We start from the raw sequence: 17798 nt of genomic DNA, 5'->3' as shown, positions 1-17798 counted from the left end.
TAACAAAAAGAAATCCTAATAACCCCTTTTCTAAAATTTTGTTGCTCAGGAAATTTTGTGCATATGCTAAGGTGATAAAATGAGGGAAGAGTACAAGCCCATAGTGGTCAGCATAGTTGGGAACACAGCACTGGGAGTTGTTAAGATAATCATAGGCTTTCTTTATTCAAGCATAGCCCTAATTTCTGATGGCATTCATTCGTTTAGCGACACCCTTACGAGCATCATTGGACTTATTGGGGTAAAAATATCGAAAAAGCCCCCAGACAGCTCTCATCCGTTTGGCCACTCAAGGTTTGAACCCTTATTTGCATTCTTCATGGGTGAGCTCCTGCTTATAGTGGCTTACGAGATAGCTAGGGATTCCTTGGAAAGGATCATCCTTGGAACGAGAATTAAAGTAACTCCCTTAATGGTTGGCGTTGCGGTTCTCTCAATTCTCGTGAAGGATGGCATGACTAGATACACCCTAGCTGTAGGAAAGAAAATGAACAATCAAATATTGATAGCTGACGCCTATCATCATCGTAGCGACGTCCTGAGTACTATAGCCGTTCTCTTTGGATTCGGTCTTGAGAAGGTCGGAATAAGCTCTGGAGATGCCCTTGCGGGATTTGTGGTTGCACTGTTCATAGGGAAAATTGCGGTTGAGATAATCCTTGAGAACGTCCACTACTTAACGGGTAGGGCCCCTCCATACGAAGTTTACAAAAGGATAGAGGATGTTGCCAAGAGCGTTCCTGGGGTTTTGGGAGTTCATGACCTAAGGGCTCACTACGTTGGGAGTACGTTACATGTTGAGTTACACATAGAAGTTCCTCCAGAGATGACCCTTAAAGAGGCCCACGATATAAGTGAGGAGGTTAAGAAGAAAATAGAGGAGCTACCGGAGGTGGAGGTTGCCTTTGTTCATGTGGACATAAAAGGTGTTACTTCATGAGGTTCCACCTCTCATTCCCATATCTCTCCTCGATCAGCTTTTCTGCAAGCTCCAGCTCATAGTCCGTCAGCTCTCCTACTTCTAAAGGAAATGCTCTGAAAAAGCTGTTCTTCAGGAGCTCATAAGCTTCCTCTCTCGATAACTTTATTCCTTCTCTCTCTACGGTGGTTACCCTCTCGTAGATGCTCCTCACTCCCTTATCCTTCAGTTTTTCCTTGGAAACCTTCAGTACTGAAGCTAAAACCTCAAGTCTCGTCGAGTACATGAAAGTTCCGTGTTGCAAAATAACACCCTTTCTTCTAGTTTGGGCTGATCCGCTGATTTTCTTTCCATTAACCACGATATCGTTAAGTCCCGAAAACTCTGCATTCAGCCCTAGGTCTTTAAGGGCATCGACTAAGGGGCCCGCTAAGAATCTGTAGCTCTCTTGAATGCTCTTAAGGGCAGGGTGATAGTCTTCTCCTATAACCACCGAGTACGTTATTTCCCCGTATTCATCATGGAAAACGCTTCCTCCTCCGGTTATCCTCCTCACGACTGGAATACCTAATTCTTTAGCTTTTTCTAGATTAACATCGTGCTTCACGCTCTGGAATCTCCCTATGGTCACGGAACTAGGCTTGAAAACGTAAAGCCTTACGGTGTCTGGAACTCTGCCCTCAATCCTTGCCCTCATTATTGCCTCATCTATGGCCATCTGAACTTCAGGTCTTGCAACGATAAGGGGAATGAACCTCATCATAAACACCATCTCAGCTTGGGAAAACCGCTTAAATACTTTCATGGGTTAGCGTTAAATAGGCGATGAAGAAATCGGTCTTGTCTGAGGAGTGATGAAAGTGGTCACCGCCGAGCCCTGAGTTAAGTTTTTAAACCTCCTTCTCAACTTCAATCCGAGCTTATGAGGCCCCCTCTACTTGGGCGGGTTTCCCGCCTGAGGGGGCCGATGTGCGAAAATCTTAAAAAGCTCGGTCAAAAGTAGGGTTAGGCAAAAATTTGGAGGTGGTTAAAGATGCCAAAGGAGAAGCCCCACGTTAACATCGTGTTTATCGGACACGTAGACCACGGTAAGAGTACAACAATCGGTAGGCTCCTTTACGATACCGGTAACATCCCAGAGACCATCATCAAGAAGTTCGAGGAGATGGGTGAAAAGGGTAAGTCCTTCAAGTTCGCTTGGGTCATGGACAGGCTTAAGGAGGAGAGAGAAAGAGGTATTACCATTGATGTCGCCCACACCAAGTTCGAGACCCCACACAGGTACATTACTATCATCGACGCTCCGGGTCACAGGGACTTCGTTAAGAACATGATCACCGGTGCTTCACAGGCAGACGTTGCAGTTCTCGTCGTTGCAGCTACCGATGGTGTCATGCCACAGACTAAGGAGCACGCCTTCCTTGCAAGAACCCTTGGTATCAAGCACATAATTGTCTGTATAAACAAGATGGACATGGTTAACTACGATCAGAAGGTCTTCGAGAAGGTCAAGGCTCAGGTTGAGAAGCTCCTCAAGATGCTCGGTTACAAGGACTTCCCAGTCATTCCAATCAGCGCTTGGGAGGGAGACAACGTCGTTAAGAAGAGCGACAAGATGCCATGGTACAACGGTCCAACACTCATCGAGGCCCTTGACAAGGTTCCAGAACCAGAGAAGCCAATTGACAAGCCACTCAGGATACCCATCCAAGATGTCTACTCAATTAAGGGTGTCGGTACAGTTCCAGTCGGTAGGGTTGAGACCGGTAAGCTTAAGGTCGGCGACGTGGTCATCTTCGAGCCCGCAAGCACGATCTTCCACAAGCCCATTCAGGGTGAAGTTAAGTCCATTGAGATGCACCACGAGCCACTTCAGGAAGCACTCCCAGGTGACAACATCGGATTCAACGTCAGAGGTGTTAGCAAGAACGACATCAAGAGAGGTGACGTTGCTGGACACGCAAACAACCCGCCAACAGTCGTCAGAACCAAGGATACCTTCAAGGCTCAGATCATCGTCCTCAACCACCCAACGGCTATCACCGTTGGATACAGCCCAGTCCTTCATGCCCACACTGCCCAGATTCCAGTCAGGTTCGAGCAGCTCCTTGCAAAGCTTGATCCCAGGACCGGTAACATAGTGGAGGAGAACCCACAGTTCATCAAGACCGGTGACTCAGCTATCGTTATCCTCAGGCCAATGAAGCCAGTGGTCCTTGAGCCAGTCAAGGAGATTCCACAGCTCGGTAGGTTCGCTATCAGAGACATGGGTATGACTGTTGCTGCTGGTATGGTAATTTCAATCCAGAAGGGTGAGTGATCTCTTCTCCCCTTTCTTTAATTCTCCTGGGGTGATTTTATGCAAAAAGCGAGGATCAAGCTTGCAAGCACTAATGTCCGTTCCCTTGAGGAAGTTGCAAGTCAAATAAGGCAGATCGCCGAGAGAACTGGAGTTAGGATGAGTGGGCCAATACCACTGCCGACCAAGAGGATAAGGATCGTTACAAGGAAGAGTCCAGATGGTGAGGGCTCAGCAACGTTTGATAGATGGGAGCTCAGAATACACAAAAGGCTCATTGACATTGAGGCCGATGAGAGGGCCATGAGGCAGATCATGAGGATTCGTGTTCCTGAGGATGTTACAATTGAGATTGAGCTAATATCCTGAAGGTTTATAATCCCTCTAATTCTATTTAATATAGGTGTGCCGGGGTAGCCTAGCCAGGGAAGGCGCGGGCCTGGAGAGCCCGTGGGCGTTTGCCCACCGGGGTTCAAATCCCCGCCCCGGCGCCAGAATACTTTCTTCCCCTTTCTTCAAAATAATAAAATAAAATTAAAAAATTATGCAATGGGAACCTTAATTCCGAGCTTTTCTACAAGCTCTTTATATCTGTTTCTCACCGTTACTTCCGTGACCCTCGCAACTTCGGCAACTTCCCTCTGAGTCCTCTTCTCTCCTTCAAGAAGTGAGGCTATATAGAGGGCTGCGGCAACTAGTCCGGCTGGGCTCTTTCCACTTGTAAGGCCTCTCCTGTAAGCCTCTTCAAGAATTTCTATGGCCCTCCTTCTAACCTTCTCACTTAGCCCGAGTTCATCCGCGAACTTGTTAACATAATCAGTGGGCTTGACGAAGAGCTTTTTCGGAGTTAAATTCAGATTTCTTGCGATGAAACGGTAACTTCTTCCGATCTCCTTCTTCTCAACTCTCGCTATATCTGATATTTCATCTAGGGTTCTGGGAACCTTTAGCAACCTGCACGCTGCATATACACAGGCAGCTATAACACTTTCGATGGATCTCCCCCTTATTAATCCTTTTCTTACGGCTTCCCTATACAGCCTTGCGGCTTCCTCTTCAACATGTTTTGGCAATTTTAATTGAGCGGTAATCCTGTCAAGTTCACTCAATGCAAATGCAAGGTTTCTCTCCGCTGCATCACTAACCCTAAGCCTTGACTGCCACTTCCTAAGCCTATACATCTTTTCTCTCATTAAGCCAGTTAGCGACCTATCAATTCCTATATCGGTAGATAGCCCTTTGTCGTGGAGAAGTATACTCTCTGGGGCTCCTGTTCTTGATCTTCTTTCACGCTGAGAAGCATCAAAGGCCCTCCATTCTGGTCCCATGTCAATGATGTTCTCTTCAATTACGTAACCACACCTTGCGCAGACGATTTCGCCCCTTTCGGGGTCATATATAAACTCAGTTGATCCACAAACGGGACAAACTCTTTGCTTATTCACCCCAACACCCCCGCCGGCGGTCCAAAAGCTCTTCTCAATATAACTACGAATACCGAAAGGTATATAAACCTTTTGTGTTACTTAGTGACGTGTTAAACTAGTCTCCTCAAAGAAGTATTTAAGAATCTCCACTATGCAAATTTTTTGCACAGCAACTATTAAATTCTAGCTGAGTAACTTAGGGCATGAGCGATAGACCAAAAACCCTCCCCCCCACGCTTAGGGATAAGCACAGGTACATAGCTTTCCAAGTTATCTCCGAGGAGCCCCTGAAGAAAGGGGAAGTAAGGGAGATGATATGGGGCAATATTCTTCGAGTTCTTGGTGAAGTTGGAACCTCAATGGCCAAGCCGTGGTTGATTAAATTTGATGAGGAATCTCAGACTGGAATTCTTAGATGCGATAGGAATTACGTTGAGCATGTCAGATTTTCTCTTATCCTGTTGACTGAATTTAAGGGGAAAAAGGTTCTCGTGAGAACTCTTGGGGTCTCTGGCACCATAAGAAGGCTTAAGAAGAAGTTCCTATCTGAGTTTGGCTGGAGGTGAGAAGATGGAAATACTTGAGGAGAAGCCCAAGGAGGGGATGGTTAAAATTAAAGTTGAGACTCTTGATGATCTCTGGCACCTTTATCACGTCATAAACGAGGGGGACATCGTGTACGCGAAAACCTTGAGGAAGCAGGCTCAAAGGAGCGACTCCTTAAGACCCGAGAAAGTTGAGGTAATTCCTGTGTTTTTAGGAGTTAAGGCTGAAAAGATAAACCTGCACAAGTTTGCAAACCAGCTTAGGATAACTGGTCCAATCGTTTACACGAGCAGGGATGATGTGCCCTTGGGAAAGTACCACACGATAGCGGTTGAACCGGGGACAGTTTTAACGATCCAGAAGGAGAGGTGGAGACCCCACCATATAGAGAGGATAAAGGAAGCCGTTGAGGCTTCGAAAAGAGCAAAAGTCATGATAGTTGCAGTTGAGGATGGTGAGGCTGAGATTGCCGTGGTTAGGGAGTACGGCCTTGACTTTATAGCATCGATAAGGCACAACCTTGGAGGGAAGAGGTACAACGTGAAGCGGGAAGAAGAGGAGAAGAGATTCTTCCATGATATTGCTAAGACGATGCTAGAGCTTTTTGAAAGGGAGAATATAGACAGGGCTATAATTGCGGGTCCAGGGTTTTACAAGGAAGACTTCGTTAAGTTTCTCAAGGAAAACTATCCCGAGCTCGCCAAAAAAGTTGTTACTGATGATACTAGCATGGGAGGCAGGACTGGAATCTATGAGGTCATTAAGAGAGGAACGGTCGATAAAGTTTACATGGAGAATAGGGTTTCAAGAGAGATAAGCCTGGTTGAGAAAGTGATAGAGGAGATAGCCAAAAATGGACTAGTTGCATATGGTCTTAAGGAGGTTGAAGAAGCGATAAATTATGGGGCGGTGGATACATTGCTCGTGCTTGATGAGTTATTGAAGAGTGAAAACCGGGAAAAGCTCGAGGACATGATGGAGCTCGCAAGGAATCTAAGGGCGAATGTCGTGGTTGTCAGTTCTGAACATGAGGGAGGGGATAAGCTTAAGGCTCTGGGAGGAATAGCTGCACTTCTGAGGTTTAAAATTAAGTGAGGTGTTGAAAATGTTGAAGAGGATTCAGCTCGAAGTGGAGAATTCTCTAAGGGAAGTTATTAGAGAGATGGCTCCCAATTGGGAGGGTAAAATAGAATTTGCTGATACGCCAAATCCCAAAATGGGGGATTTTGGAACTGCCGTAGCGTTTCAGCTGGCAAGGGTTATGAAGAAGTCTCCGATGGTTATAGCGGAGGAATTAGCAAGAAGACTTGAGGCAAAGCTGCCGGAGGGGATAAGGGAGGTTAAGGCTGTAAATGGTTACGTTAATTTTTTCATAAACTATGCAGAGTTTGCGAAGCTGTTAATGAGTGAGATACTTAGCAAGGCGACCGATTATGGGAGGAGTGAAATTGGAAAGGGCAAGAAGGTGATAGTAGAGCACACCTCGGTAAACCCAACAAAACCTCTCCATATGGGACATGCAAGGAATGCAATTCTCGGAGATACTATAGCCAGAATTCTGAGGTTCTTAGGCTACGAGGTTGAAGTGCAAAACTATGTAGATGACCTAGGTGTTCAGTTCGCCCAGGTGTACTGGGGTTATCTGAACTTGAAGGAGAAGTTTGAGGAAATATACAGCCAGCTCAAGGAAACAGGCCTTAAAGACGATCCCATAGATCATGCTTTGGGACTCTTGTACGTTGAGATTAACAAGTTAATTGAGGAGAATCCTGAGGTTGATAAGGAGATTAGAAAGCTCATGAGGAAACTTGAGGAAGGAGATCCCGAGGGCAGAAGGTTGGCTGAGGAAGTTGTAAGGGCCCAGATGGAGACCACTTATAGGTTGAAGATTACCTATGACCTGCTAGTTTGGGAGAGCGACATCGTTGCTAGGAGGCTTTTTGAAATAGCATTGAAACTCCTTGAAAAGAATGAGAACTTTTATACCCCCCAGGAAGGCAAGTATAAGGGAGCTTTCGTTATGGATCTCAGTAAGTTGTTCCCTGACATGAAGAACCCCCACCTGGTCTTGAGGAGGAGCGATGGAACGGCCACCTACACTGGGAAGGACATAGCATATCATCTGTGGAAGTTCGGCAAAGTTGATGTTGATTTACTATATAAGAGGTGGGACTTCCACGCTTGGACTACTGCCCCTGATGGGGATCCAATGCCGGGAAGGTTCGGAAATGCTGATGTCGTGATAAACGTCATCGGGGCCGAGCAGAAGCATCCTCAGCTTGCCATTAAGTACGCCTTGCAGCTCTTAGGGTACGAGGACGCGGCAAACAACTTCCATCACTTAGCCTATGAGCATGTGGAGAGTCCAGAAGGAAAGTTCTCCGGAAGGAAGGGGACCTGGGTTGGGTTTACTGTCGATGAGGTGCTAAACGAGGCAATAAAGAGGGCAAGGGAGCTGATAGAAGAGAAGAGCCCAGGACTCTCCGAGGAGGAAAAGGATGAGATTGCTCAGAAGGTTGGGATTGGCGCCGTTAGATATAGCCTAATTAAATACAGCCCTGATAAGAAGGTCGTGTTCAGGTGGGAGGATGTCTTAAACTTTGAGGGGGAGAGCGCTCCGTACATCCAATACGCCCATGCTAGATGTGCTTCGATCCTAAGGAAGGCTGAGGAGAATGGAATAGTAACCGATTGGAAGGTGCTCTTAGGCGTTGCTAACTTTGAAAAGCTTACAGAGAGGGAGAGGGAGGTATTGATGCTCCTAGCAAAGTTCCCAGAGATAGTTGAGCAGGCTGGAAGGGACGTGAAGCCCCACCTAATAGCTTGGTACGCCAATGAGTTAGCTTCGCTGTTTAACAAGTTCTACATGGATCACCCAGTTATAAAGGCAGAAAGGGGGATTAGGGAGGCAAGATTATTGCTAGTCATGGCAGTGAAGCAGGTTCTCCGGAATGCACTTTGGCTCATGGGCATCGATGCGCCTGAGAAGATGTGACTATTCTTTTTCCCTCATCACCCTTGCCAGCTTGTACTTTTTCCCATTACACTCAACATCTCCAAGGATCTCTAGGATTTTGACAATGTCACCCTCGAAGAGCCCTTCTGGTTTTACTAAGTCAATTTTGTCTGGTTCTTCGCACTCTACGAAGCTGAGCTTTATCTTGCTTCCTGCTATTGCGTACCTGGGATCTATAAGCACTTCTATTGCTGGCTCAACGACCTCAACAACCCTTACCTTCCCTTCATGGAGCGGGCACGGATGTTCGATGTTCCTTACCCTAACTATCTTGTACCTCCTCCCAGGTTCTAGGTTCCCTATGCAAACTCTTGCAAGCTTGCATGTTTTGCACGGTTCTCCTGGTCCATAATATACGAATTCAAGCCCAGGTTTAGCTAACTTTTCACCAACTAGAGTGATGACCATCCGATCACCTCCTCAAATTACACCCGTGATTTTAGCAGCTCTCTCAGCGGCTTCTCTGGTGAGGCCATCCCTTCCCAGAATCGTGTATCTCTCTGGCCTTATCGTATGGGCTATTGTCAAAGCCTCTATAATAATCTCTGGATCAATTCCAAGCTCGTACGCTGTAGTTGGTGCTCCAACGGTTTTTAGGGTTTCCTTTATCTTTTTCCAGTTTATTCCGTGTAGATAAGCCATTATTATCGTTCCTATTCCTGTCTGCTCGCCATGAAGGGCGGGCTTGTCGAGCAACATATCGAGGGCGTGGCTAAAGAGATGCTCAGCTCCACTTGCTGGTCTTGAGGAGCCTGCTATGCTCATGGCCACTCCACTTGATATAAGGGCCTTAACGACCTTTCTAACTCCCTCATCTTCTCCGAGCCTTATTACCTCGGCATCCCTCATAACCATCTTCGCACTCATTAGGCTTAAAGCAGCTGCATATTCGCTGAAGTATTCTCCTCTAATCTTGTGGGCCAATCTCCAATCCCTAACAGCTGTTATGTTGCTGATAACATCTCCAACACCTGCGGCTAAGTATCGTTTGGGAGCGGTCTTTATTATCCCTATGTCCGCAACTACTGCTAGCGGAGGTCTTGCCTTTATTGAGGTTTTTGTCCCAAGCCCCTTTATCGATGCGTTTGCACTTGCTATTCCATCGTGTGATGCCGTTGTGGGGAAGCTGATAAAGGGGATGCCTGATTTGTAGCTTGCAAGCTTTGTTACATCTATTATGCTTCCACCGCCAACCGCTATTGCCCATTTAATCCCCAGATCCCTTATTTTAGCAAGAACCTTCTTCACATTCTCCGTGTTTGCTTCTTTAACAGTGATGGAATGAACGTCAAAAGCTGATTTTAACTCTCTTTCAACGTCTTTGCCTGCTATTTCTTTCGTTTTTGGGCCATAAACAACTAGGACAGGGGATTCAAGTTTAAGCCTTTTAGCTATGTTAACAACCTCGGGAATTAAGTTATGTCCAAGAACAACCTCCCTAGGAAACTCCATTAAGTGCATTTCTATCCCCTCTTATCTATGCCTAACTCCTTAAAAATACCTATGCTCAGAAAAAGTGGTGCCGGGGCGGGGCTTCGAACCCCGGATCTCCCGGTTTCTCAGGCTCCCCCTCACGGGGGAGTGGCCCTATGAGCCGGGCGCTTTGACCAGGCTAAGCTACCCCGGCACTGCCCGGAATTACCTCACCCACGGAAGACTTTTAAGTCTTTCGCTTGATGGTCTCTCAAGGTGAGTTATGGATGAAAGTTGGAGTAAGCATATATCCCCATTTCATCAGGGAGGGAAGGACTTTACCCTCGATTCTTGCTGAAATTAAGATAAAAAACTACGATTTTGTCCAGATATTTCCCCACGCTCTTGGTTTGATAAAGAACGGAATTGTTATTGAAAACAATCTACAAGAAGTTGAAGCCGCCCTTAGAGGGGTTGGGATTGAGTACATACTTAGGATGCCAGTATCAATAAACCTAAGGGACAGTATATACTACAGTAGGCACTTTAAGGTTGCTAAGGCTGTATTGGATGTAGCTATCAAGTTAGGTGCGAAGATTGTGGTAATGCAAAGTGGCAAGACTGGAAGGCTCGACTTAGAAATTGATGCAATAAGAACTCTCGCTGATACAGCTTCAAAGTTTGGTATACAGATAGCACTAGAAAATACGTTTAGTGTCAAGGATACCCTCTATGTTATCGACAATGTTGATAGAGATAACGTTGGCTTTGCCCTAGATGTTGCTCATGCATTCTTAAGCGCTCAGGGGGATGAAAATAAGCTACTTGAAGATGTAAGGCTAGGTATCGAGAAAACTATCCTTTTACTTGTCCATGATAACTTTGGAAAGATGTTTCCCCAAGTTGAGCCAGAGGATGCCCTAGCATACGGTGTGGGTGACCTCCATTTACTACCGGGCGAGGGCAAAATTCCCTTTGGAAAGGTTCTCAAGATGTTTGATGATACTATTCCTATCCTTGTCAAAGTTAAAGATCCAAAGGTATTCAACAATTTACCACCTAAGGATGACCTCATTCAGAGACTTAGGAGGTGAGGTGATGCCTGCAAGGGAAATGAGGATGGAAATGTTCTTAAGAGCTCTCCTTAGGAGAGATTTTGATAAGGCTAAATCACATCTTGATAAGCTGGCGAAACTTGTAAAGGAAGATGAATGGGGTAGGGGATATCTTAAAGCTATAAGTGGATTTATGAGTGCAATCAAAGACAATGATCCTGATTCTTTAATAGTCAGGCTCATAAACGATCCTAACCCTGAAGAAATAAAGAAGCTACTTGAGCAGTTTGAGGAAATAAAGAACCAGGAGTTCAGAGACGATTATGAGAGAGGTTACTATACTGCGTGGGTTGAGCTCCTTCAAGCTTATCTCTCCCAGGCAAGGCTACCACTTAAAAGGTGATCCTTGTGCCCTCAAAGGAGGAATTAATGAAGAAGCTCGAGGAGAAAATTAGGAATTGCAGGAAGTGTCCGCTCTGGCAATTGAGGACTAATCCCGTTTCTGGCTCGGGAAGCTACGATGCCAAGCTAATGTTCGTTGGGGAAGCTCCAGGATACTGGGAGGATCAGCAGGGCTTGCCCTTCGTTGGTAAGGCAGGGAAAGTTCTCGATGAGTTGCTTGCCTCCATAGGCCTTAGCAGAAAGGATGTTTACATAACGAACATAGTTAAGTGCAGGCCTCCAAACAATAGAGATCCAACTGAGGAGGAGATAAGAGCGTGTTCCCCCTACCTTGATGCTCAAATAGATATAATAAGGCCAAAGGTAATAGTGACCTTAGGTCGCTTCTCCACCTCCTATATTCTGAAGAAGTTTGGCTTTTCAGTTGAGGGAATAAGCAAGATCCACGGGAAGGTGTTTGAAGCTAGAACACTCTTTGGGAAGGTCTACATAATCCCAATGTACCATCCCGCAGTTGCTTTATATAGGCCCCAGCTGAGGGAAGAGCTAAAAGAGGACTTCAAGAAGTTGAAAGAGCTTTTGAATTCTTTGGGAATTTAGGCAATTGCCGAAACGTTTATATTCATTCTAGTTAAAATACTATCATGTTCGAAAAGGAGAAAGAGGCTCTTGCTAGAAGGATAGCTGGTGAGATTGTCCTATCCCCTGATCCAGGTAAAACCATGAGAAAGTGGAGGGAGATATTCGGAATAAGTCAGACTGAACTTGCCGAATATCTTGGGGTTTCTTCTTCCGTGATCAGTGATTATGAAGGTGGGAGACGGAAGAGTCCGGGAGCATCGACGATAAGAAAGTTCGTTGAGGCTTTAATAGAGATAGACGAGAAGAGAGGTGGAAACGTAATAAAGGCCTTCAGCAGAACCCTTGGGGGAGAAATTCCAACGAGCGCAATTCTCGACATAAGGGAGTTCAACATCCCAGTTACAGTGAAGGACATAGTCGACGCCGTTAAGGGCGAGATAGTGGCAAATCCTGATTTAATGGACAAGAAGATTTATGGCTACACCGTCGTTGACAGCATACAGGCTATACTTGAAATGTCTGCTGAGGAATTTTTAAAGCTGTACGGCTGGACCACGGAGAGGGCTCTAGTTTTCACTAAGGTTACCACTGGGAGAAGCCCCATGATAGCGGTGAGGGTTCAGGGGCTTAAGCCAGCGATGGTTGTTCTCCATGGGGTAAAGAGGTTAGACGAGCTCGCGGTAAAAATTGCGGAAAAGGAAAGGGTTCCTTTAGTTGTCTCCCATGCGGATAATGAAGCTGAGCTTATAGCTGGCCTTAGGAAACTTGTTGGAAGCTTTTAATCTAACCTTTCTTTCCTCCATACTCCCTCACTTGCGAGTCTAGTTAGCCTATCTTTTATGTGAAGCAGAACATCGCTCAGAACCTTGGAGTTGTCATATCTTCCAACAATGGCTTGAAGCCTTTCCTTATCCCAGGATTTCATGTCCTTTGCTAGTTCTATCATCCTGGGATATGCCCTTATTATGTTGTCGACTATTGTTATATCTGCCATTCTCGCGGATCTTGAGAGCGGATTTAGATCCACAGTTATTACAAACTTTCCCATCCTAACTAGGGCTTCAGTTCTATCTCCATCTTCGAGAGGAACCAGAACAACATCTGCCCTCCATATCCCTCTCTCATCTACCTTTGCCCTTTCGCTTTCTAATCCTGGAATGAGTTTCGTTGGGTTTATGCCCAAGACCTCTTCAGCTCCGTGCTCATAGAGAACTTCTGCGATCTTCTTCACTCTCTCCTCGGTTCTATAAAACAGATTTACTTCAAGTTTTGCTCCCAGGGTCTTTGCCAGTTCAACAGTTTCCTTTGGTACCAAAGCTGCGACGTTCCCGTTTACTGAGATAACTGGATGCTTGGCTAGAAGTAGCTTTGCAACCGCAGCTTTCATTGCCTCCTCGGCTGGAGGAATGGTTTTTTCTCCTATTAGATAATCAAAGGCTTCTCCTCTTCCGTGGGCTATAAGGCCAGCTTTTGCCGTTATCCCCTTCTCCATTCCCTCTATTATTTTCTCCCTGTAGTAGAGGCTCCAGTATCTTGGGTGACTCTTCGGTATTTTGACCACCTAAATCACCAAGGGAAAGTTAGAAAGGGGAGTAGAAAAGGGTTATCTCAGCCTGATGTGCACTCATCACATCTCAGTGGGGATGGAGGCTCATCATTGGTCATTTGCGTTTCTCATCTTTGGTTCTCTCCCTCTAAGGTATCCCAACGCTAGAATGCTAAACTTGTTTTAACCTTTTGCCGGGGGAACTGTGGCTCCCACATCTTCAGTTACGCAGTGTCCATTCGGGCTTAGAACCCAACATACCCGGGACTACCACACCACAATAGTAGTTTAAAATTACAAAAACAAAAGCAAGCAAATGTTCGCTTGTGTTACCATTTATAGAACAGTTCCTATATCCTACCTCCCAGCCCATCTTACTCTCCCCCTTCGCAACATCTGACATTACTTTCTTCATAACACTTTTATTTCCCCATCGAACCTTGAAGTGATGTACATAAGGCCATTCGACCCTTGGAAGTCAAAGCTCTGCACGTGTCCCTTTAAATATACCCTGAACCCATATACAGGTTGCGACCACGCATGCGTGTACTGCTATATAACAAGTTATATACCTAAGGCCTTCAAAGTTAGAACTAAAGAGGGTCTCCTACCCTCCTTAGAGAGGGAGTTAAGGAAGTTTGACAAGAGATTTATTATCGCCATGTCGTACTCTTCCGATCCTTACCCTACAGTAGAGGAAAAGCTTGGGGTAACTAGAAAGGTTCTTGAGCTGTTTAAGAGATACGATGTTAGGTGTCTGCTCTTGACAAAATCAAATATATTTGAGAGGGATATTGATATACTGAGCGAGCTAAGATGCGCCGTTGGGATCACCGTTACAACTGTCGATGAAAGGAAGGCAAGCTTGCTTGAACCTAATGCACCTTCTCCTAGGGACAGGATAAAGGCTCTTAAAAAAGCTAAAAAAGCCGGAATTCCAGTTTATGCCAGAATTGATCCAATAATACCGTTCTATACGTGGGAAGACTTCGAGAAGACTTTGAAGGCTTTAAACTTCGTTAGTCACATAACTGTTTCAACGTTGAAGCTCAGGCCTGACATTGGGGCTAGGATGCGTGCCAAGTTTCCTGAACTTATGAGGAAACTCGAACCCCTGTACACGGAGAGGTATGAAGGCTACTACTATTTAAAGAGGGACTTAAGGTTCACTATACTTCAGAGGGCAAGGGAGCTTATAGAGAGAAGGGGGATAACCTTTGGTTCTTGTCGGGAGGGTTATTACTCTTATCCTACCTGTGATGGCTCACATTTGGTCCCCTGATTTTAGTTAGAACTGATTTAATTTCCTCGTTTTGGATTATTTCATCAATCTCTCTTTCTATTGACCTCTTCCTAACGAGAACAAAACCTAGAACTGGCTTTATCTTTGGAGTTATTATTTCGACTTTTTCCAGCGAAACATTGTACTCTTTCACTACCCTCTCAAGGTAGGTGATCTTTTTCTTAACAACATCCTCAATCCCCTCTATTTCTTTGCCTGGGACAACTGTTATTCGGACTTTTAGAGTTCTTCCAACTATGTAGGAGGAAACCACCAATGTGTCTACTGCGATCCCTTTATCCTTGAGGTCTATCAGAAGGCCTCTTCCAAACCTCTCGCACTCCCTCCTTATTTCCTCAGGACAATCAACAATGAGGCTTTCACTGGCTTTTGGCCTCTCCTCATATATGACCCTTACATCTGAGGGCTTTAGATAAACAAACATGCCCAAAGGCTTTAGCTCTTTTCTTATGCCTTCTCTCATATCTTCAACAAACTCTGCTAGCACTTGGGGGAGGGCCTTGAACATTAGACCTGCCTTCTCTATTATTAGCTCCCCTTGCAAATGCAGTACAAAGTACCCGTTTATAGTTAATATCTTACCCTGGATTAAAAACTCCCTAACCTTTATTCCAAGTGCATCAAGCTCTTCAATAAACTTCTTTGCATGAGGAATTACAGCGAACTCATAGTCTCTCGGCCCTTCGTAGGTTATCATGCTTTTTCACCATTTATCATGTGTTTAAGATGTATTTAAGAATTTTGTAAAATATTTAGCAAAATGGTGCCATATCGTCAAGTAATTGAAAAAAACTTAAAATTATTATTAAACATTTGCAATTTCTACAATAAATATTGTATAATTTCTAAGCAACTTCGAACTGCTCGTAGGGCGTTCTCCCCTTTCTATGCTTAATCAGAATATCGTACATAGCCTCCTTTAGGGTGGGAGACATGTTATCATCGAGCAACATGTCGCTCCCTCTGTACCTTATCTTTTCGGCCTCTCTTATCAGTGCGTTAACGTGGGGCATTAGCTCCGATATTAAAATCTGAACTATTGATGGGTATGCTTCTTCATTTAGCTCTGCATCGCTTTCGATTCCTAGGTATACAATATATCCGAAGGCTTGAAGGGCAAGTATGAACTCGCTCTCAGATACCTCAAAAAAGGAGAAGTTGTAAGATTTTGATGGAACATTCGCTATCACCACGCCTTTTATTGAGAGGGTGATAACTTCATCGTCTACCTCAAATACTAAGTCTCTAGCTAACTCCTGGGCAATAGAATAGAGCCTCATCAGCTTCATTCCACCACCTCCATGATGTCTCCCCCACCGGGAGGAAGAACAGCCATAATGTCTTCTTCGGGAACTTTATACCCCCACTTTTCAAATATCTTTTTTATCCTCTTTACGAGCTCACTCTTCTTGGTATCCCCGGGTCTTATAACGATATATCTCCTTGCGTGCGCTTTTACGGCATCTACGGGTCCGCACATGACTAAGTTCTCTCCCTCATAATCAACTATCCCAACGGCCAGCTTAAGGGGTATTCCATGTAACCAGTTCCTCTTTCCATAAACCATGAATGCACCCTTTGGAAGATACTCTCCCGCTGGTGCCTGCTTGCTGACTTGACTTGGATAAACCCAGTAAGCATCACCACTAGCTAACCCTTCACTCCAGGCTCTACTCATAGAAACTGCGAACTGGCATGCTTCGAATATCGTCTTTTCCCCAGCCTTTTGTCCGTCCTTTATCACAACGTGGGGGGCTCCCCAAATGTCTGCGTGACAATAGAGATCGTTCTCGTCCATGTATCTCTTTACAACTATTTCGTTTGTCGTTGCATCCTTCCCCCCAATTACTAGGAATCCTTCGCTACTTATGAACCATCTGAACTTTTCGAACCACTTCTTCTTTCTTTTTTCGAGCTTCTTAACTGAAATCGTTTGTTCTTTCTCTGTAATTTCTTTTTCTATATTCTCTATCTTCTTCTTTGTTTCTTCATAGGCTTTCTTCGCCCCTTCTAGCTTTTGTCTTGCCCTCTTAGCTTTCTCATAAAATGTCTCTGCGTTCTCCTCGAGTGATTGGTTAATGTTGAGCCTTACCTTTTTTCCATCTAGAATCAGTATTAGACTGTCATCCCTAATTTCCGCTATACTCTTAGCCCAGGAGTAGCCCTTCTTCTTGGCTTCTTCCACCCTTCTCTTAACCTCCTCAACACCAAGCTTCTTAACCCCACTCCTAATGCTCTCGAGAATCTCCTTGACGAACGTATAATTGGCATATAAAAGATCTCCTTTTTCCTGATTTTCTCTGGCTTCTTTTTCGAAGCCTTTAATCTGCTCCTCTATCCTCTTTAAGGAAATTTCCAGTGCCTTTTTCTTTTCCTCAAGTTCTTGAGTTCTCTTCCTCTTGGCCTTCTCTATAGTCAGTCTGCCAAAGTATTCATCCAGCGCCCTACTAAAGCTGTCATAGAACTTCTTCTCGTAATTGGAGTACCAGACTAAATCGATGGGTACAACATCTACCATCTCTTTACCTTTAAATACTATGTTCGGTTTCTTTTCGGAGTTTAAGATATTGAGCATCGTTTCATATATCCTCTTTAACTCCTCATCTTTCAGCTCACCGACCTTTCTTGTTTTCTCAATTCCAGCCCTTAGAAGTGTTTCTTCAGAATAGAGCCCACCGATGCTGAGTTTTCTTGCTAGGGCCCTAACTATCTCAGTGTCCTCTTCCTTTATCAGTTGCAGGAATCTTTCAAAGCTTATCTTTAGCGGATTTTCACGTGTTGGTGGAAATTCATACCTTACTTTTGGCTTAATTCTCCTATCCTTGAATTCCTCGTACCTCAAAGCTCCAATGATCTCCCAATCATTGTTTACGAGCACGATATTTCCTTTTCCGAAAAGCTCGGCGATTAGTTTGTATTCTCCAAAGTGTAGTATCACAATTCTGTCAAATTCCCTCTGCTCTATGTTTGTGAGGAACTTCCCTGATATATGTTTCCTAAGGAGCATTGCGAATGCTGTGGGCTGTAGGTTTTCCTTGATATACGTAGTTACATGCACTCTCTTTCCGGCCTCAATCACAAGGTCAACTCTTCCCTCTCCAGCTTTGTGAAGTTTTATTCTTACCTCATTATCTTCATGATAAACCTTATCGACCCTGCTTCCCACGATACCTTTGAGCTCTTCAACGACGTATTTAACGTCGACGCTCGTCATACTTTCCTTCAAATTCCTCCCCCCACTTGATTGTGTCTCCATTTTTATAAATTCCTGGGATTTTGTAAAACTCACG

The 17798-nt window shown here is 44.9% G+C and carries 20 protein-coding genes and 2 tRNA genes; 12 read left to right on the top strand and 10 right to left on the bottom strand.

Features of this window, described 5'->3' with window-relative positions; all coding sequences use genetic code 11:
• Nucleotides 1–79 precede the first annotated feature (79 nt).
• Nucleotides 80–940, top strand: a complete 861-nt coding sequence (locus P8X24_RS00765; protein ID WP_372913630.1) for a cation diffusion facilitator family transporter — start codon at nucleotides 80–82, stop codon at nucleotides 938–940.
• Here P8X24_RS00765 and P8X24_RS00760 read toward each other — a convergent pair.
• Nucleotides 930–1679 (bottom strand): lipoate--protein ligase family protein, encoded by a 750-nt coding sequence (locus P8X24_RS00760; RefSeq protein WP_372913629.1) that lies wholly within the window; start codon nucleotides 1677–1679, stop codon nucleotides 930–932. The genes P8X24_RS00765 and P8X24_RS00760 overlap by 11 nt on opposite strands.
• 273 nt (nucleotides 1680–1952) lie before the next feature.
• Between P8X24_RS00760 and tuf the strand changes: the two genes are divergently transcribed.
• From tuf to P8X24_RS00745, 3 genes are all read left to right on the top strand, one after another.
• Nucleotides 1953–3239 (top strand): translation elongation factor EF-1 subunit alpha, encoded by a 1287-nt coding sequence (tuf, locus tag P8X24_RS00755; RefSeq protein WP_372913628.1) that lies wholly within the window; start codon nucleotides 1953–1955, stop codon nucleotides 3237–3239.
• A gap of 39 nt (nucleotides 3240–3278) precedes the next feature.
• Nucleotides 3279–3587, top strand: coding sequence for a 30S ribosomal protein S10 (gene rpsJ, locus P8X24_RS00750; RefSeq protein WP_372913627.1), 309 nt, complete (start codon nucleotides 3279–3281; stop codon nucleotides 3585–3587).
• Nucleotides 3588–3625: 38 nt separating this feature from the next.
• Nucleotides 3626–3712 (top strand) — tRNA-Ser (locus tag P8X24_RS00745).
• Nucleotides 3713–3760: 48 nt separating this feature from the next.
• On the opposite strand, the gene P8X24_RS00740 is transcribed toward P8X24_RS00745, so the two are convergent.
• The gene (locus tag P8X24_RS00740; RefSeq protein WP_372913626.1) at nucleotides 3761–4663 is read right to left on the bottom strand and encodes a transcription initiation factor IIB; all 903 of its coding nucleotides are present in this window, start codon (nucleotides 4661–4663) and stop codon (nucleotides 3761–3763) included.
• 185 nt (nucleotides 4664–4848) lie between these two features.
• Here P8X24_RS00740 and P8X24_RS00735 point away from each other — a divergent pair, with 185 nt between their 5' ends.
• From P8X24_RS00735 to P8X24_RS00725, 3 genes are read left to right on the top strand one after another with little or no spacing between them, the layout of a single operon-like run.
• A complete protein-coding gene (locus tag P8X24_RS00735) occupies nucleotides 4849–5211 on the top strand; it encodes a ribonuclease P protein component 2 (RefSeq protein ID WP_372913625.1) in 363 nt (120 codons plus the stop codon).
• Between the two features lie 4 nt (nucleotides 5212–5215).
• Complete coding sequence (locus P8X24_RS00730; RefSeq protein ID WP_372913624.1) at nucleotides 5216–6286, top strand: mRNA surveillance protein pelota; 1071 nt, start codon at nucleotides 5216–5218, stop codon at nucleotides 6284–6286.
• A gap of 10 nt (nucleotides 6287–6296) precedes the next feature.
• Nucleotides 6297–8186, top strand: coding sequence for an arginine--tRNA ligase (locus P8X24_RS00725; protein WP_372913623.1), 1890 nt, complete (start codon nucleotides 6297–6299; stop codon nucleotides 8184–8186).
• Here P8X24_RS00725 and P8X24_RS00720 read toward each other — a convergent pair whose 3' ends face one another.
• From P8X24_RS00720 to P8X24_RS00710, 3 genes are all read right to left on the bottom strand, one after another.
• The gene (locus P8X24_RS00720) at nucleotides 8187–8615 is read right to left on the bottom strand and encodes a UPF0179 family protein (RefSeq protein ID WP_372913622.1); all 429 of its coding nucleotides are present in this window, start codon (nucleotides 8613–8615) and stop codon (nucleotides 8187–8189) included.
• Between the two features lie 12 nt (nucleotides 8616–8627).
• On the bottom strand, nucleotides 8628–9668 hold the full coding sequence (locus tag P8X24_RS00715; RefSeq protein ID WP_372913621.1) for an NAD(P)-dependent glycerol-1-phosphate dehydrogenase: 1041 nt from the start codon (nucleotides 9666–9668) through the stop codon (nucleotides 8628–8630).
• A gap of 56 nt (nucleotides 9669–9724) precedes the next feature.
• Nucleotides 9725–9834, bottom strand: a tRNA-Met gene (locus P8X24_RS00710).
• A gap of 73 nt (nucleotides 9835–9907) precedes the next feature.
• Between P8X24_RS00710 and P8X24_RS00705 the strand changes: the two genes are divergently transcribed.
• Genes P8X24_RS00705 through P8X24_RS00690 form a run of 4 tightly spaced genes read left to right on the top strand, consistent with a single transcriptional unit; the run spans nucleotide 9908 to nucleotide 12441 of the window.
• Nucleotides 9908–10714 carry a sugar phosphate isomerase/epimerase family protein gene (locus P8X24_RS00705; protein ID WP_372913620.1) on the top strand — a complete coding sequence of 269 codons (807 nt, stop codon included), beginning with the start codon at nucleotides 9908–9910 and terminating at the stop codon, nucleotides 10712–10714.
• A gap of 4 nt (nucleotides 10715–10718) precedes the next feature.
• Nucleotides 10719–11078, top strand: coding sequence for a hypothetical protein (locus P8X24_RS00700; protein ID WP_372913619.1), 360 nt, complete (start codon nucleotides 10719–10721; stop codon nucleotides 11076–11078).
• 26 nt (nucleotides 11079–11104) lie between these two features.
• Entirely contained in the window at nucleotides 11105–11677 is a 573-nt protein-coding gene (gene udg, locus P8X24_RS00695; RefSeq protein ID WP_372913618.1) for a type-4 uracil-DNA glycosylase, read from the top strand.
• Nucleotides 11678–11721: 44 nt separating this feature from the next.
• Nucleotides 11722–12441, top strand: coding sequence for a helix-turn-helix domain-containing protein (locus P8X24_RS00690; RefSeq protein WP_372913617.1), 720 nt, complete (start codon nucleotides 11722–11724; stop codon nucleotides 12439–12441).
• On the opposite strand, the gene P8X24_RS00685 is transcribed toward P8X24_RS00690, so the two are convergent.
• Nucleotides 12438–13220 carry a 4-phosphopantoate--beta-alanine ligase gene (locus tag P8X24_RS00685; RefSeq protein WP_372913616.1) on the bottom strand — a complete coding sequence of 261 codons (783 nt, stop codon included), beginning with the start codon at nucleotides 13218–13220 and terminating at the stop codon, nucleotides 12438–12440. The two genes, P8X24_RS00690 and P8X24_RS00685, sit on opposite strands and share 4 nt — an antisense overlap.
• 205 nt (nucleotides 13221–13425) lie before the next feature.
• Nucleotides 13426–13620 carry a hypothetical protein gene (locus tag P8X24_RS00680; RefSeq protein ID WP_372913615.1) on the bottom strand — a complete coding sequence of 65 codons (195 nt, stop codon included), beginning with the start codon at nucleotides 13618–13620 and terminating at the stop codon, nucleotides 13426–13428.
• Nucleotides 13621–13653: 33 nt separating this feature from the next.
• Between P8X24_RS00680 and P8X24_RS00675 the strand changes: the two genes are divergently transcribed.
• On the top strand, nucleotides 13654–14487 hold the full coding sequence (locus P8X24_RS00675; RefSeq protein WP_372913614.1) for an SPL family radical SAM protein: 834 nt from the start codon (nucleotides 13654–13656) through the stop codon (nucleotides 14485–14487).
• Here P8X24_RS00675 and P8X24_RS00670 read toward each other — a convergent pair.
• From P8X24_RS00670 to rqcH, 3 genes are all read right to left on the bottom strand, one after another.
• A complete protein-coding gene (locus P8X24_RS00670) occupies nucleotides 14456–15205 on the bottom strand; it encodes a hypothetical protein (RefSeq protein WP_372913613.1) in 750 nt (249 codons plus the stop codon). The genes P8X24_RS00675 and P8X24_RS00670 overlap by 32 nt on opposite strands.
• 148 nt (nucleotides 15206–15353) lie before the next feature.
• Nucleotides 15354–15797, bottom strand: a complete 444-nt coding sequence (locus P8X24_RS00665) for a hypothetical protein (RefSeq protein ID WP_372913612.1) — start codon at nucleotides 15795–15797, stop codon at nucleotides 15354–15356.
• On the bottom strand, nucleotides 15794–17734 hold the full coding sequence (gene rqcH / locus P8X24_RS00660) for a ribosome rescue protein RqcH (RefSeq protein WP_372913611.1): 1941 nt from the start codon (nucleotides 17732–17734) through the stop codon (nucleotides 15794–15796). The genes P8X24_RS00665 and rqcH overlap by 4 nt, the downstream gene beginning before the upstream one ends.
• Nucleotides 17735–17798: the final 64 nt, after the last annotated feature.

Source organism: Pyrococcus kukulkanii, assembly GCF_041647995.1.
Taxonomy (GTDB): domain Archaea; phylum Methanobacteriota_B; class Thermococci; order Thermococcales; family Thermococcaceae; genus Pyrococcus.
This window is presented reverse-complemented; position numbering and strand designations above follow the sequence as displayed.